The sequence below is a fragment of the Pseudocolwellia antarctica genome (assembly GCF_049933045.1).
Lineage (GTDB): Bacteria > Pseudomonadota > Gammaproteobacteria > Enterobacterales > Alteromonadaceae > Pseudocolwellia.
Window position 1 is genome coordinate 2,625,403 of record NZ_CP187926.1, and the last position, 15,082, is coordinate 2,640,484.

The window sequence follows — 15,082 nt, forward strand, 5'->3', positions numbered from 1 at the left end:
AAGTTAAAAAAGATAAAACAAAAAAGCTCAATCTGTAGATAAAATACAGTTTGAGCTTTTTATTTCACATTAGGCTTTTGTAATAAACTAAAGTTATTTAAACCAACGACGGAATTTATCTTTTCGTAAATAAAGTAAAAACAAGAAAAAAGCGATATACATTAACGGGCTAGTTAATTCTGACTTAACCGACCAAAAGAAATGGATAACCGTTAAAGCACCAGCCAAATACGTTAAGTTATGCAGTTTTTGCCAATTATGCCCCATTTTACGTCGTATAAAGCCAACAGAAGTAATTGCTAAAGCCGTTAAAATTAATAACGCTGTCATGCCCACAGTGATATACGGACGATCAAAAATCTCATCAATAAATAAAGAAAAATCAAACTGAACTTCAAAAAACAAAAAGTTTAATATATGCAATAAGCCGTAGAAGAAGGCATATAAACCAATAACTCTGCGTAGCTGTATAAACTTACCCTGCTTTAATATTTTAGCTAAAGGTGTCAACATTAAAGACAGTAGCAGTAAGTTAAGCGCGCCAATACCTGTAAAGTGAATAACTTCTTTTACAGGATCGCCACCTAATTCATCAAAATACGCCAGCCAATAAAGATTAACTAAAGGCAATAACGAGGCTAAATGTATAAAGGTTTTAGCTAGCCAAGTGGGTGGAAAGTATTTCTTAATTGGCATTAATAATGTTTCCGTAAATCCATATCTTTGTACATGTGAGCTACTTCTTCAGAGTAACCGTTAAAAGGTAAGGTTTCTATTCTGTTTCTTGAAAATAAGCCGCCAGCTGTAATTCTACGTTCGCTCGCTTGGCTCCAACGTGGATGTGAAACCTCTGGATTTACGTTTGCATAAAAGCCATATTCATTTGGACCTAATATGTTCCATGTTGTTGGAGGCATTTTTTCTACAAGCTTAATACCGACTATAGATTTAATGCTTTTGAAGCCATACTTCCATGGCACAACTAAACGTATTGGCGCACCATTTTGCGGCGGTAATGTTTTACCGTATACACCAACACTCATAAAGGTTAGAGGATTCATCGCTTCATCCAGACGTAAACCTTCTACATATGGAAAATCGATACCACCACCCACACGACGGCTTCTCTGCCCTGGCATTTGCTTAGGATCATCTAACGTTTCAAACGCTACATATTTAGCTTTTGATGTTGGATCCGCTTGCTTAATTATTTCAGATAATGAAAAACCTAACCAAGGAATAACCATCGACCAAGCTTCAACACAACGTAAGCGATAGATACGCTCTTCAATAGCGTATTTATTAAATAAATCATCGTAGTCTAAAGTAAATGGTTTATTCACTTCACCCGATATTTTTAACGACCATGGATTAACGTTAAAACCTTGAGAGTTATTTACTGGATCTGACTTGTTGGTACCAAATTCATAAAAGTTGTTATGACTTATTACCTTGCTTTCAGGCGTTAAGATTTCAGAATTTTCAGTTACATTCGCAGGTGTATATTTAAGTGGCTTTTGTTCAAACGTTTTTACTTCATCAGACGAGAATAAACCAAAACCTTCAGCATTAGCAGAAGTAGCAATTGAATTAGAGAGTAATGTACCTGCTCCAATAAAGCCCATAGACTTCAATAAACTACGTCTACCGTTATAAACACCTTCGTCGGTAACCTGACTTTCTTTTAGAGCAGACTTTACTGGAGATTTAATAAGCATACTTCGCCCTTTTCTTTTGAATAAAATATTAAAACAATTTAATAAGCCCAAACTCGGCTCAAAAGTTAAATACAATAGATATTAATAAATGTATTTTTGTTTAGCTGGATATTTAATAAGACCGTATAAAGTATGATTAATTTCATACTTTATACTTAAGTATAGAAAAGGATAAATTTAAAGGAGGAGTTTAACTAGAAAATGTTTTTAGGTAAGTCACAATATCGCTTGATTCATATAACCATTCAACAGGTTCATTAGGTCGAGCAATTTTCAAACATGGAACTTTATGTTTACCGCCTTCATTAGTTAATTCATTACGGTATACATCGTCTTTAGTGCTTACAATTTTAATCTGTAAACCTTCACGCTTAATCGCTCTACGTACTTTTACACAAAACGGGCAAGCAGGTAATTGGTAAAGTGTGAAATACTGAGTTTTATCATTAATTTCTTTTTGAACAGATGCTTCACGCTTAGGTGAGCGAGGAGTAAAAATAAAATTTATTCCTAAAATAATACAACCCACAAGCCATCGGATAATAAACATATTGTCTCTTTATATAATTGAAATAACGTTTTAAATTAAACCTCAACCCAAACGAAGTTAGGTTGAAGTGATAAAGCTTTTAGAAGTGTATTACCACATGAGATCATCTGGGATTTGGAATTCTGCATAAGGGTCATCCTCATCAACATTATCTGCTTCAACTTTATCATTTTGAACTAAAATAACAGAGCTGTTTAATGTTGCTATTTTTTCTGCTGTTTCAAATGTAACAACATACGTTTTTTCATCTAAACCACATACAGCCAAACGACCATTAACTAATGCTCTATGCGTAACAGCATCTACAAGTAACTTCTTAACTTTACTATTAAAAGTATAATTGTATTCGGTTTCACCGTTAATTTTAGACAACTGATGATGTTGTAGAATTTGAAGAATTCTTAAGTGAGTTTCTTTTTCAACAAGCTGCTTTTGCTTTTGTGCATTTAACTCAGAATCTTTCTTAGCTTTTTCAGCTTTGTTTGCTTCTAAATCTTGTTTTACTTTTTCTTGCAAGCTGAGATCATGTTGAACTCCACTACGCTTTTGTTTGTTTTTTTTACGTTGATCGCTATTAGCCTGACGCGCTTTTTGTTTAGTTGTTAGACCAGCTTTTAACAATTGTTCTTGTAACGATGCCATAAATTTTTTGCTCTAGTTTATTTCATACATAAAAAAGCCGTATTTTAGCACTATTATTAATTTATTAAAGGAACAAAAGAAGGGATTGTGATGAGTTATGCTATTTTTAACGTATTTGGGATCGAATAAATGAATTGTTATTAAAAATAATAACAATTCATTTATTGATAATGGATCTAAGTTAAAGCTATTTAACTAATCTCATCTTTACATCTTTTGTTTTTGTTTTCTTATCAAAGGATTGAACTTTAACGTCCTTTGTTACTGACTCACCATTTTGGTATCTATGGTAAGACATATTTTCTAATCCCATTTTTTGACTAAACTTATGAAAAGTCAAAAGGTCTTCTTTACTAAACTCTTTATCATCTTTAGTTAATAAGCCATCAATATACATTGAATCGCCATTTAAATTACAATTAGCAATGGCTGAATAAGGTTTACCATATTCATCAACTCTTAAAGCTCTTACTGTTTTAACTTCAAATACCCAATCGCCTACTTGGATATAGCGAGCATTTTCATCTGACATTTTATTTACCGTAAATTCTAGCCTGCCAACAATACTTGTTGGGACTATATAAAAAATAGCTATTTTATCTGCCATGATAAATAGTCATGTAAAGTGGTAACTATTGAATAACGATATTGTTACGTCTTCAATTACACATAAATGTGAAATTAGATTTATATTCTATTAAAAAATATAAACTTATACTGCTTAGCACGCTTTAAAAAATAATGCTAAAAAACCTAAAGGGCAACCAACTCCTTACATTATCTTAACAAATAAAATCTTATTTACAAAAACTAAATTTATCTAAAGGTCTTTAGGCACTACATATTGATTTTTTGTTTAGGAGACAAGCGACTACACCACCTATTCAACCTGAATTCACTACGTTTTTTTTATAAGTGAAATTCAATGTTTTATCTAAAGAGATACAAAGTATTTCGGTTGTAATCCATACAAGACTCAAACATTTTTAGCATAAAAATTATTTGTAACCGAATTTTTCACATAAAAAATTTTGACTTGTTTTCTCCAATTACCCTCTGACTTTTTAAAAAACACATGCACTTTTAATCAAAAAATAAAATAACAGTAAAAATAATAGATGAGGATATAAAGGTAAAAACATAACGAAATTGATTATATTCTCAATAAAAAACATATAAGGAAACGGTTGAATATTTAACGCGTGATAGATAGGATACAAGCATGAACATTATTCAATCTTTTTATTTTGCACGATTTAACCTTATTCCTTTTATAAATTAAGGATGAGGGAGTTTTTTATTCGTACAATTAACGATAATGAAACCTCCCAAATGGAGGTTTTTTTATGGAAAAATGGAAACATTGGTATTAACTATTTCATTTATTTTTATAGGAAATAATACGGTGAACGAAGATCTAGATCTTGACAAAATTCGTGAGAAAATCACTAACCTTGACCAACAGTTATTAGAACTTTTTGCTCAAAGGCGCTCTCTCACATTAAATGTAGCGAAAAGCAAAGCTCACCTAATTAGACCAGTACGTGATCAACAAAGAGAGCAAGCGCTTTTAATTAGATTGATAACCGAAGGTAAAAAGCTAGGTTTAGACGCGCATTACGTTACCAGTGTTTTCCATACTATTATTGAAGATTCAGTTTCTGAATCAACAAGCTTATTTACAAACCCTTGCTAACCCTAACATTCAAGTTCCTACAGTAAGTGTGGCATTTTTAGGTGACAAAGGTTCTTACAGTTATTTAGCAAGCCATAGATACTTCTCTCGTAGAGCTGAAAAAATCATTGAGTCTGGTTGTAAAAGCTTTGCTGAAATTATGCAGCAAGTTGAATCAGGACAAGTTGATTACGGCATGTTACCTGTAGAAAATACAAGTTCAGGCAGTATTAACCAAGTATATGATGTTTTACAGCATACTAACCTTTCGATTGTAGGTGAAATTACACAGCCTATTGAGCATTGTTTACTTACCGCTGTAAATACTGAGCTTAGTAAGATCAAAACAATTTATGCTCATGGTCAGCCGTTTGCACAATGTAGTAACTTTTTAGATAAACAAAAAAACCTTCGCATTGAATATTGTGAAAGTACAGCTGAAGCCATGGCTAAAGCATACGAGCTACAAGATGAAACTGTTGCGGTTATTGGTAGTGAAGAAGGCGGTAATTTATATAAATTACACGCTTTAGAAAAGTCGATTGCTAACCAAGCAGAAAATCACAGCCGATTTGTTTTAGTTGCACGTAAACCTGTTGATGTAGCTGAACAAATACCCGCTAAAACCACTATTGTTTTAGCGACCAGCCAAAAGCCTGGTGCCTTAGTAGAATGCTTAATCGTATTAAAAGAGAAAGGCATTAACATGTGTAAGTTAGAATCTCGCCCGATTCAAGGTAGACCTTGGGAAGAGATGTTTTACTTAGACGTTGAAGCTAATTTAAAAAGTTTAGCGATACAAGAAGCTATTTCTGAAATTACACAACATACAAATTTCATTAAAGTACTTGGCTGTTATCCTATAGAGCACATCAGTCCAACAAGTGTTCCAAGTGGTGCGATAGTTTAATCTATTGTTTAGCTCGGTTTAAATACAGTTCAGTAAAAACACATCACTGAAAATACATATGATTAAAAATCAAAAAGGTTGCTTAATAAGCAACCTTTTTTGTGTCTGTTTAACTAACAGCTCAAACTACCATTTATGGCGATAGATAAATTTGTACTTAAGTTATGTGACTTGATTTTTCAAACGAGAAATATTCATTAACCGTCCCATCACAGCTATAACGACTAAAATAATAAGAGCTGGGATAGCGGCAGCTAAGATAGATACCACCATTAATTTAGATGAGAAAAAGGTTAAACTTACAAAAGTAACACTTGGTAAAATTAACCAAAATGGATGTTCTCTTGGTAATAAATTAAACACCCATTTCATAATCAAAACGATAAACAAGGTTAAACAAGCTGTTGCGATAGCGGTTATCATCAAGGCATAGTAGTCGATCACAAATTCAGGATACTGATGAAAATATTCGATAACACCAGCGCTTTTACCTAAGCTGATTAACCAAACAAATGAAGCAGCAATTAAGCAACCAAAAATAAAAGACCAGAGTTTTTTATTAACATTCATAGGAGTATTACTCTTATTTATAATTATTATTGATGTATTTTATATAGCAAGACTATTTTTTAATCAATATATTTTTAAACGCTAAGTTTCCTCAATTAATGTCCCGCAGAATATATCTTAATAACAAAGTGAATATTTATAAACGAAAAACAATCCCCTGCATTTACCAAACATTATTGGTATTCACTATTGTTGTTTTAACAAGTTATCTTTAGTATCTACCCACACGTTTTACACCATCTTCTAATTTATGAGGTACTTATGTTAAATAAGTTAATTCGCAAGTCGTTTGCGTCTATTTTTACTGTTGCCACTGCAATATCATGTTTATCGGTTAATGCTACTACCGTTGAATTTCAAACATCACAGGGCAATATTCACATTAACTTATTTGATGAAGAAACACCTGAAACTGTTGCTAATTTTTTATCTTATATTGAAGATGGAGCTTATACTGATAGCATTTTCCATCGTAGCATCGCTAATTTTATTATCCAGTCGGGTGGTTATACTGTTAGTGGAACAGAAGTTGATGCAATTACTAAAAATGCATCAGTGATTAATGAGCCTGTATTTTCAAATGTTGAAGGCACTATCGCTATGGCCAAAATTTCTGGTGATCCTGATAGCGCAACCAGTGAATGGTTTTTTAACTTAACTGACAACAGCGCTAATTTAGATTTACAAAACGATGGTTTTACTGTTTTTGGACAAATTATGACGGAAGGTGCTGATGGTGTAGAAACCCTCGCTACATTAGATACGATAAAAAACATAACAACTTGTTCTGAAGCTGATTTTAGTGATTTACCTTTAGTAAATTACGAATGTAATTCAGATGGAGTACCTTCACAAGAAAATTACATTACGATTAACCAAGTTGTTATTGTTGACTCTTCATCAGCGACCGCACAAAATTTATCGCCAGCAATAAATACTTTAATTCTTGGGCAAGACTCTGAAACATCATCAGGTAGTAGTGGAGGAAGCATGTTCTGGGTGTTAATCGCTTTAGTTACGGGTTTAAGTGCTAGAAAATTAACAAGAAAGAGTTAATATAAAATCAATTTAATAAGAGTTGAAGTGCTTACATTTATACTCAACTTTTATTAAAGCGCTATTCTTTTATTTAAAATGGCAGCCCTTCTTTAAAGTACAAAGCAGACTTTTTAATTCGCTTCTAACCAGGTATCAATAAGATAACGTGCGATAGACTCTTTACGAGGTAGTTTATAGTTTTCATCTTCATCTCCCCAATTGCTGAATGATCTTACTTCATCTGCAGTAAACCATTGAGCATCTCTAATTTCATCATCATCTAACTGGATAGCAGGATCATTAGCTTTTGCATAAAAACCTAACATTAATGAGCTCGGAAACGGCCAAGGTTGCGACTTAGCATATTCAACATCAAATACATTAACTCCAACTTCTTCTTTAACTTCTCGTATTACTGCCTGCTCAAGTGTCTCTGCGGGGTCAATAAAGCCAGCTAATGTAGAAACACACTTGTCTGCCGATCTATAATGTTCAGCCAGTAAACATTGTGCAGGACCGCTTTCAGGCTTATATTCAATCAGCATAATGACAACAGGATCTGTTCGAGGGAAAATTTCTTTGTTACATTCCTTATTAGTACAAACAATGGAGTGTCCACCGTTATTCGTTTGTGTTGCAGTACCGCATACACCACAGAATCGATTCGACTTATTCCAATAAAGTAAGTTGTTAGCAAAACCTAAAATCGACGCTTGTTCATGATTTATAAGACCAAGAGCAGCTCTTAAATGAATAGGCTCTGCCGAGTCACCAAATAAATTAGCAAGATCGCCCTCTTCTACCGATGAAATATCAATGGCAAAGATTGGAACAGCGTCATTTAATCCTAAAAATATAAGATGCTGCTCTTTCTCTTGAATATTTATTTTTGAGGTAACGTCTGAAGATAAGACTTTTAATTTAGCCTCTCCTTGCAATAGAACTAAATGACTTTCTACAAAGATAAAGCTCGTATTCCAAACAGGAATGATCTGACAGTTTTCTTGAGCTAATTGTGCCGAGATCCATTCATCGCTTTTACGTTTATTTGAAGCACGATCTAATGTCATCTGAGTGAATGAACACCTTGATGTAAGTTTATTCATGTAAGTTATCCTTGAAAAAAGGTACTACGGTATAGCCGACGCCCTAAAGATATAGGTTTTGTTGATATTATTAAGTTGTTTTGTCAGCTATTAACCTGATATTTATACAGAGAAAGGTTTTGCAGAGCCTATTCCATGCAAAGCGGATAAAACTAAAAAATAAGCGGCGTTAAGTAACATACATATACTTTCATACTATGTGAGTTTGGTGAAGCTAGCTAAAAATAAAGTACTAGGTTTCGACTCGCTTTCTTAAAGTTTTAACATTACCTCGTTGCTTTTTATGGTCCATTCGCTTTCTTTGCGAGCTTCTTGTCGGCTTAGTTTCTCGTCTAGCTCGCTGTACTACCGCGATACTTTTAATTAACTCTTTTAAGCGACTAACAGCATCATCTCTGTTCTTTTCTTGTGTTCGATGTACTTGCGCTTTAATTATGATGACGCCGTCTTTGGTGAGTCTTTTATCTTTTAATGCGAGTAGTCTCTCTTTATAAAAGTCAGGAAGTGACGATGCATTAATATCAAACCTCAGGTGAATAGCTGAAGAAACTTTATTAACATTTTGCCCGCCAGCACCTTGAGCACGAATAGCATGAAGTTCATATTCATGATCTTGAAGTACGACTGTGTTAGAAATTATCACAAAGAACCAATTATAGATTGAGTTAGAAATATTTGAGGAAGTATGTCAGGAGTCTCCTCCTGACAAAAGTTAGGTTTTATAACCTTGAGGGTGATTTACGAGTTTAAATTCATCTCTTGCACGCGCTCATGTGCAATTATAGGGGTTGTTGGCTCAGGTTTACTATGTAAATTTGCCTTTAATTGACCTTTTCTATGATTAAGCGCCGAATCTAATTTCTTCGCAGCAGCTGCAATTGCTGGATACAACAAATCATTTTTAGCTGAAGTTGAAATCCTACTACCTTCATAATTGGTAATTAACTCCGTTTGAAATTGTCCATGCTCTTTAGAAAGAATGACATCTAATGTGATGACTGTCGGAAAGTGGCTCGCTATCTTGGCAAACTTCTCTTCTAAATGCTCTTTGATTGAATCTTTAACTTCAACATGATGACCAGAAAGATTTATTTTCATAGGTTTTCCTTTTAGTTGTTACTCATAAATAACCTGAGGGCTTACAGGTAAAAAGACAAGCTTTTTTAAAAAATTATTTCTTAAATATTTATAACCTCTTGTTTTTATTGATTAGATAGATTGTAAATAAATAACAGTAAATGTTTCCGTATGCAGCTAATTACAATTATTGTTTATCTAATGGTCTTTAAGTCATCCGAAAAAAATTGTTCACTCGTAAATAACTAAACACTTATTACTAAAATGATAAAACAGCTTATCTTAAAGACTCAGTTTTAAGTAAAGCATCGCTTTTCAATAAAGTAAATGTCATGATCACAATTTAATTGTAAAAGATTTACAGACCCTTATATTTTCTTAAAAACTACGTATTTTAGGTATTGTTTTTAATGTAAATTTAAGCTTAAATCTTTATATAAACAGATTGCTCATTCAAAAATAAAAACATCTATGAATGTAATGTTTACGTTATAATCGCCTGCTATAATCACATGTTATAATACAACTAAATATTTTGAACTCTCGATGTTAAATTCGTTCAAATTATTTATGTAAATTTCTATTTTTATTTATCTCCTAATTTGGATCTATGAATGTTTGATGATATCCGCCCTTATCGAAATGATGAGGTAGCTACTGTAATAAAGAAGCTAATTAATGAACCAGCATTGCAATCATCAATTGCTAGTATAAAACTTCCTTCAATACATAAAACTGTGCCGAAGTTAGCGCAACTTATCGTTAAAATGTACTTAAAAGTTCGCTCTAGAAAAGTTAATTCTATTGATGATATTCAACAAGAAGTGGCTAAATATCTTTATCATTTGATCGAAACCAGCTGCACTAATTTCTCTTATAACGGTATCGATAAAATAGATCCTAACAAACCTTCATTGTTCATTAGTAATCACAGAGACATAGTGCTCGACGTTGCTTTTGTTAATTTAGCTTTGTATCAAAGTGGCATAACAACTGTAGAAGCTGCGGTAGGTGATAACTTATTAAATCAGCCGTGGGTGTCTGATTTAATGCGTTTGAATAAAAGCTTTATTGTGAAACGTAGTGAGAAAACGAAACGCGCTATGCTAACGGCATCAAAGAACCTTTCTAGCTATATTCACCATACTCTTAGTGAGAGCAAACAGAATATTTGGATAGCGCAACGTGAAGGTAGAGCTAAAGATGGTATAGATAAAACCAATTCAGCACTTATTTCTATGTTACTACTCAATAAAGGTAAAGAAAGGAATATTGCCGAATATTTAGAAGAGCTGAATATCATTCCTGTTGCCATTTCTTATGAGTTTGATCCTTGCGATAGAGATAAAGCCAGAGAGTTAGCTGCTAAAGAAGCGACTGGTGAATATATAAAGTCTGAAAACGAAGATTTTGATAGTATTACCCGAGGTTTAGTAGGTAAGAAAGGACACGTTCACATTGAGTTTTGTGATCCTATTTTAGGTGATTTTGAAGACAGTAAAGCCATAGCTCAAGCAATTGATACTAAAATTATTGCTAACTATAAACTTTATGATAGCAACCAAAAAGCTTACGATGTATTGAATAATACTCCTGTTTCTACTGAAGAAAACCCACTAAATAATAGACTTCAACAATTAACGAAAGAACAAAGACAATGGTTATTAACCATGTATGCCAATCCTGTTTTTGCTAAAGAGTCACTTAAAAGCTAACTCAAAACCTAGCGAAAAACCTATTTTAAAACCTAATTAACTTATTCTTTTAAAATAATAAGTTAAAGCAATCTAGTGACATTTATTTTCAATAACTATAAAAATAAATGTCACTCTTGAATCAAGCTCTGCTTATCACTCTAAACAACTTACTCTTTCTGATAAAAAGCTGACATAGCTTTAAGCTATGAAGAATACTTGCCTTTTATCTTATTAGTTATAGGTATGACCACTAAGTTATAAAGATTTAGCGTACTGTATTGCTCTTTCAAGATCTTCAGGCGTATCAACACCTTCAACAGGCACTGTTGACTCAGCTACCGCTACATGAATTTTTTCACCTTGCCATAAAACACGTAGTTGCTCTAACGATTCTATTTGTTCAAGTTGGCTTGCTGGCCAAGTAACGTAGTCTTTAATAAAACCTGCACGGTAGGCATAGATACCAATATGTCTTAAATAAAACTCGCCAATTTCAGTAACAATATCTTTATTTAAAAAACGGTTACGATCGTAAGGAATGGTAGCTCGGCTGAAATACAGTGCGTAACCATCTTTATCACATAATACTTTTACAGCATTTGGATTAAAGGCTTCTTCTACATCTGTTATTTTAATGGCTAATGTTGCCATTCTCGCACTGTTTTGCAACGCTAAGTTGTCAGCCACTTGTGCAATGTTTTCAGGTGGAATAAAAGGTTCATCACCCTGTACATTAACGATAACTTGCTCGTCAGAAAACTTATACGTTTCCATCACTTCGGCTAAACGTTCAGTACCTGATTGATGATCACTACGTGTTTTACACACTTCACCACCAAAGCTTTTAACTACGGCTTCAACTTCGTCGTTGTCCGTTGCAACAATGACTTGGCTGGCACCACTACGCTTAGCTTTTTCGACAACCCATTGGATCATAGGCTTTCCATTAATATCCGCTAATACCTTTCCTGGTAAACGTGTAGATTCGTATCTAGCTGGAATTACAACAATAAATGACATGTGTGAACCTTTCTTTAGTTATTCTTCAGTAATTCTGCGTGCTTCGTTTTCTAGAAGAACAGGAATGTTCTTTTCGATTGGATATGCTAAACGATCAAATTTACAAATAAGTTCTTTTGCTTCTTTATCAAAGTCTAATTTACCTTTACATACTGGACACGCCAATATTTCCATTAATTTTGTATCAAATACCATGATGTTTCTCTTTTGATTAATTTATTGAAGATCGGCTTTATGCACCAATTCACTTATTCTATCTAATAATGGTTTTACTGCTTGTTCTGAAAACTCTGCACCTACAGGTACATACCACCAATGTTCTTGCGCGAAACCTTGACACTTAACCGCATCTTTCTCTGTCATTAATAAAGGAACTTCTGCAGAGAATTGAGTTAAATCGGTAACAGTAAAGTGATGATGATCAACAAAACCTACTGCATTATTAAGGGCGAAATTTTGTTGACGTAATGTTGTAAAAAAACGTTCGGGATCACCAATACCTGCCATAGCATTAACGGTATTATTTGCTTTAATAAATATTTGTAGTGATATTTTCTCGCCTGTTTTTACATTACAAACAAACTGCGGACACAAAATCATTTCTAGATGATTGTCCGCAAGATTAATACAACTTTCAGGTTTTAATGCGCCGTTAGAAATAACATAATCTACGCTATTTAAACGCCAACGGCCTTCACGTAAAGGGCCAGCAGGTAGTAATAAACCATTACCAAATTCTCGTTTCGCATCAACGATTATCAGCTCTATATCTCTTGCTAATCTATAATGCTGTAATCCATCGTCGGCGATAATAATATTACAGCCTTGCTGTATTAATAACTCAGCTGCAGCCACTCGGTCTGAACCAACAACTACGGGAACGTTACATCGATTGTAAATTAAAACGGGTTCATCACCTGCTTCATTTGCTGTGCTATTTTCATTTAATAAATAAGGATAGTGAGGAGCCTTACCGCCGTAACCTCGACTAACAACACCAGCTTTTAAGCCCATTTTTTGACATTGTTCAATAAGGAAAATAGCAACAGGCGTTTTCCCATTGCCACCAATACCGATATTACCCACAACAATTACAGGTGCTGATACCTTAAAAGATTTAAACAAACCCAGACGGTAGAATAATCGACGTAAGCCAGTTAATACGTAAAATAACAGCGTAATTGGCAATAACAAAGGTACAAGCAACCATTTAGCTTGATGTTGTTTGAACCATACTTTTTCAATTAATCGCATAACTTCAACTAACTAAATTGAAAACGATGTAATTGTGCATAGGCACCCTCTTTCTCAAGTAGTGACTTATGATCGCCCTGCTCTATAATTTCACCTTGATCCATCACAATAATATTATCGGCACTTTCAATCGTCGACAAACGATGAGCGATAACAATACATGTGCGGTTTTGCTGTAGTATTTGTAAAGCATCTTGAATATGACGTTCAGACTCAGTATCTAAAGCACTGGTTGCTTCATCTAAAATTAAGAAAGGTGCATCGCATAATAAAGCCCGTGCAATAGCGACTCGTTGACGCTGTCCACCAGAAAGTAATGCGCCATTTTCACCTACGTTAGTATTTAAACCGTCAGGCATTTTCTCAGCAAATTCTAGAACATGAGCACTTTTTGCAGCAGCTCTAATTTCTTCTTCTGTCGCATTAGGATTTCCATAGGCAATATTATTCGCTAAGGTATCGTTAAACAGAACCACTTGTTGTGATACATAAGCAAATTGTTTACGTAGCTCTTGAAGTTTGTATTGAGTAATGTCTTTTCCATCAATAAGTACCTCACCTGAAGTTGCATCGTAAAAGCGCAGTAATAAAGAACTTGCTGTTGATTTACCACTACCCGAGCGACCTACAAAAGCCGTAGTTTCTCCTGGATTAACCTCAAAACTGATATTTTTTAACGCTAAGTCTTTATCATTTTTATATGAAAAGCTGACATTATTAAACGCTAAAGATCCTTTCGCTTTAGTAATATGAATGACGCCGCTGTCTTTTTCTTTAGCTTCATCTAATACTCTAAAAATACTTACGCTAGCCGCCATACCATTTTGGAATTCGCTATTCACAGTCGTTAATTGTTTCAGTGGTCTAAGTAACATCGTCATACAAGTAATTACGGTAATAAAAATACCTGGAGTTAACGTTGCTTTCATCGATTCAAGGTTTGCCACATACAATACAAACGCTAAAGCAAAAGACGCAATAATTTGAATAATAGGAACGCTCGCAGAACTTGTAGCGACTAACTTCATACGCTGTTGGCGATTATGCTTATTAATTTGATTAAAACGTTTATATTCACGCTCTTGCCCATCACACGTTAACACAACTTTATGGGCATTAAATGTTTGCTCTGCAGCACTCGTAACCTGTCCCATAGCACTTTGAATACTTTTACTTACGCTTCTAAAGCGTTTAGACACGATAGTAACAATAACGGCAATAATAGGGGTAATAAGCAGAAATATTGCTGATAGTTCCCAGCTTTTGTAAAACATAACGATAAGTAAACCAAGAACAAAAGCACCTTGCTGAATTAGCGTGATTAAGGCTTTACTCGTTGCTTGAAGCACTTGCTCTGTATCAAAGGTAAGTTTTGAAATAAGAGAGCCTGTTGATTCTTTATCATGAAAAGCTACGGGAAGTGACATTATGTGTTCAAACAAGTTCTGTCTGATATCAGCAACAACATTGTTACCTACCCAAGCTAAGCAATAATTACCAACAAAATGACAAATACCACGCACAATAAAACACACAATAACGAATAGTGGTGCCCATTTCATAAAATTAGGATTAGCTCCTGAAAGACCTTCGTCTATCAATGGCTGTAATTGAGAGAAAAACAGAGTATCGACACCTGCATAACCTAACATACCGAGAATGGCAGCAATAAACCCTACTTTATAAGGTTTAGCATACGACATTAGGCGTTTAAAATTTTCCCATGTTGTTGCTTCAGTTAATGTTTTATCGCTAACTTGAGTGGTCGTTGCAGCAGTCTCTTTAGACATTAAGTCTCTCATTCATTTAATAAATACTTGTCTAT

The 15,082-nt window shown here is 34.0% G+C and carries 15 protein-coding genes and 1 pseudogene; 3 read left to right on the forward strand and 13 right to left on the reverse strand.

Annotation, left to right across the window (positions count from 1 at the left end; all coding sequences use genetic code 11):
• Positions 1-93 precede the first annotated feature (93 nt).
• From msrQ to ACPUVN_RS11350, 5 genes are all read right to left on the reverse strand, one after another.
• Positions 94-696: a protein-methionine-sulfoxide reductase heme-binding subunit MsrQ gene (gene msrQ, locus ACPUVN_RS11330; RefSeq protein ID WP_426360220.1), complete on the reverse strand. Its 603-nt coding sequence runs from the start codon at positions 694-696 to the stop codon at positions 94-96.
• The gene (msrP, locus tag ACPUVN_RS11335) at positions 696-1,718 is read right to left on the reverse strand and encodes a protein-methionine-sulfoxide reductase catalytic subunit MsrP (protein ID WP_426369129.1); all 1,023 of its coding nucleotides are present in this window, start codon (positions 1,716-1,718) and stop codon (positions 696-698) included. Before msrP ends, msrQ begins: the two co-directional genes overlap by 1 nt.
• Before the next feature lie 190 nt (positions 1,719-1,908).
• Positions 1,909-2,268: a glutaredoxin family protein gene (locus ACPUVN_RS11340; RefSeq protein ID WP_426369130.1), complete on the reverse strand. Its 360-nt coding sequence runs from the start codon at positions 2,266-2,268 to the stop codon at positions 1,909-1,911.
• 90 nt (positions 2,269-2,358) lie between these two features.
• Entirely contained in the window at positions 2,359-2,910 is a 552-nt protein-coding gene (locus ACPUVN_RS11345; protein ID WP_426360217.1) for a DUF2058 domain-containing protein, read from the reverse strand.
• Positions 2,911-3,097: 187 nt separating this feature from the next.
• A complete protein-coding gene (locus tag ACPUVN_RS11350; RefSeq protein WP_426360216.1) occupies positions 3,098-3,517 on the reverse strand; it encodes a hypothetical protein in 420 nt (139 codons plus the stop codon).
• Positions 3,518-4,315: 798 nt separating this feature from the next.
• Between ACPUVN_RS11350 and pheA the strand changes: the two are divergent.
• Positions 4,316-5,495 (forward strand): annotated as a pseudogene (gene pheA, locus ACPUVN_RS11355) (prephenate dehydratase).
• Positions 5,496-5,657: 162 nt separating this feature from the next.
• Here the strand turns inward: pheA and ACPUVN_RS11360 are convergent.
• Positions 5,658-6,065, reverse strand: a complete 408-nt coding sequence (locus tag ACPUVN_RS11360; protein WP_426360214.1) for a hypothetical protein — start codon at positions 6,063-6,065, stop codon at positions 5,658-5,660.
• Between the two features lie 261 nt (positions 6,066-6,326).
• On the opposite strand from ACPUVN_RS11360, the gene ACPUVN_RS11365 reads away from it, so the two are divergent.
• Positions 6,327-7,121, forward strand: coding sequence for a peptidylprolyl isomerase (locus tag ACPUVN_RS11365; RefSeq protein ID WP_426360213.1), 795 nt, complete (start codon positions 6,327-6,329; stop codon positions 7,119-7,121).
• A gap of 113 nt (positions 7,122-7,234) precedes the next feature.
• Here the strand turns inward: ACPUVN_RS11365 and nudC are convergent, their stop codons facing one another.
• From nudC to hpf, 3 genes are all read right to left on the reverse strand, one after another.
• Positions 7,235-8,209, reverse strand: a complete 975-nt coding sequence (gene nudC, locus ACPUVN_RS11370; protein WP_426369131.1) for an NAD(+) diphosphatase — start codon at positions 8,207-8,209, stop codon at positions 7,235-7,237.
• 232 nt (positions 8,210-8,441) lie between these two features.
• Complete coding sequence (gene arfB, locus ACPUVN_RS11375; RefSeq protein WP_426360211.1) at positions 8,442-8,852, reverse strand: alternative ribosome rescue aminoacyl-tRNA hydrolase ArfB; 411 nt, start codon at positions 8,850-8,852, stop codon at positions 8,442-8,444.
• Positions 8,853-8,947: 95 nt separating this feature from the next.
• Positions 8,948-9,307: a ribosome hibernation-promoting factor, HPF/YfiA family gene (gene hpf / locus ACPUVN_RS11380; protein WP_426360210.1), complete on the reverse strand. Its 360-nt coding sequence runs from the start codon at positions 9,305-9,307 to the stop codon at positions 8,948-8,950.
• 593 nt (positions 9,308-9,900) lie between these two features.
• Here hpf and ACPUVN_RS11385 point away from each other — a divergent pair.
• Entirely contained in the window at positions 9,901-11,001 is a 1,101-nt protein-coding gene (locus ACPUVN_RS11385; protein WP_426360209.1) for a 1-acyl-sn-glycerol-3-phosphate acyltransferase, read from the forward strand.
• 237 nt (positions 11,002-11,238) lie between these two features.
• Here ACPUVN_RS11385 and kdsB read toward each other — a convergent pair whose 3' ends face one another.
• The 4 genes from kdsB to msbA are packed head-to-tail and all read right to left on the reverse strand — an operon-like array spanning position 11,239 to position 15,047.
• The gene (gene kdsB, locus ACPUVN_RS11390; protein WP_426360208.1) at positions 11,239-12,003 is read right to left on the reverse strand and encodes a 3-deoxy-manno-octulosonate cytidylyltransferase; all 765 of its coding nucleotides are present in this window, start codon (positions 12,001-12,003) and stop codon (positions 11,239-11,241) included.
• An 18-nt stretch (positions 12,004-12,021) separates the two neighbouring features.
• Complete coding sequence (locus ACPUVN_RS11395; RefSeq protein ID WP_426360207.1) at positions 12,022-12,198, reverse strand: Trm112 family protein; 177 nt, start codon at positions 12,196-12,198, stop codon at positions 12,022-12,024.
• Positions 12,199-12,219: 21 nt separating this feature from the next.
• Positions 12,220-13,257: a tetraacyldisaccharide 4'-kinase gene (gene lpxK / locus ACPUVN_RS11400; RefSeq protein WP_426360206.1), complete on the reverse strand. Its 1,038-nt coding sequence runs from the start codon at positions 13,255-13,257 to the stop codon at positions 12,220-12,222.
• A gap of 8 nt (positions 13,258-13,265) precedes the next feature.
• Positions 13,266-15,047, reverse strand: coding sequence for a lipid A export permease/ATP-binding protein MsbA (gene msbA, locus ACPUVN_RS11405; RefSeq protein WP_426360205.1), 1,782 nt, complete (start codon positions 15,045-15,047; stop codon positions 13,266-13,268).
• Positions 15,048-15,082 lie beyond the last annotated feature (35 nt).

Coding starts and splice junctions, on each gene's coding strand:
- nudC (WP_426369131.1), bottom strand. CDS start 8,209: ATGAATAAACTTACATCAAGGTGTTCATTCACTCAGATGACATTAGAT.
- lpxK (WP_426360206.1), bottom strand. CDS start 13,257: ATGCGATTAATTGAAAAAGTATGGTTCAAACAACATCAAGCTAAATGG.
- ACPUVN_RS11365 (WP_426360213.1), top strand. CDS start 6,327: ATGTTAAATAAGTTAATTCGCAAGTCGTTTGCGTCTATTTTTACTGTT.
- ACPUVN_RS11340 (WP_426369130.1), bottom strand. CDS start 2,268: ATGTTTATTATCCGATGGCTTGTGGGTTGTATTATTTTAGGAATAAAT.
- msrQ (WP_426360220.1), bottom strand. CDS start 696: ATGCCAATTAAGAAATACTTTCCACCCACTTGGCTAGCTAAAACCTTT.
- msbA (WP_426360205.1), bottom strand. CDS start 15,047: ATGTCTAAAGAGACTGCTGCAACGACCACTCAAGTTAGCGATAAAACA.
- ACPUVN_RS11360 (WP_426360214.1), bottom strand. CDS start 6,065: ATGAATGTTAATAAAAAACTCTGGTCTTTTATTTTTGGTTGCTTAATT.
- ACPUVN_RS11345 (WP_426360217.1), bottom strand. CDS start 2,910: ATGGCATCGTTACAAGAACAATTGTTAAAAGCTGGTCTAACAACTAAA.
- ACPUVN_RS11385 (WP_426360209.1), top strand. CDS start 9,901: ATGTTTGATGATATCCGCCCTTATCGAAATGATGAGGTAGCTACTGTA.
- ACPUVN_RS11395 (WP_426360207.1), bottom strand. CDS start 12,198: ATGGTATTTGATACAAAATTAATGGAAATATTGGCGTGTCCAGTATGT.
- ACPUVN_RS11350 (WP_426360216.1), bottom strand. CDS start 3,517: ATGGCAGATAAAATAGCTATTTTTTATATAGTCCCAACAAGTATTGTT.
- hpf (WP_426360210.1), bottom strand. CDS start 9,307: ATGAAAATAAATCTTTCTGGTCATCATGTTGAAGTTAAAGATTCAATC.
- kdsB (WP_426360208.1), bottom strand. CDS start 12,003: ATGTCATTTATTGTTGTAATTCCAGCTAGATACGAATCTACACGTTTA.
- msrP (WP_426369129.1), bottom strand. CDS start 1,718: ATGCTTATTAAATCTCCAGTAAAGTCTGCTCTAAAAGAAAGTCAGGTT.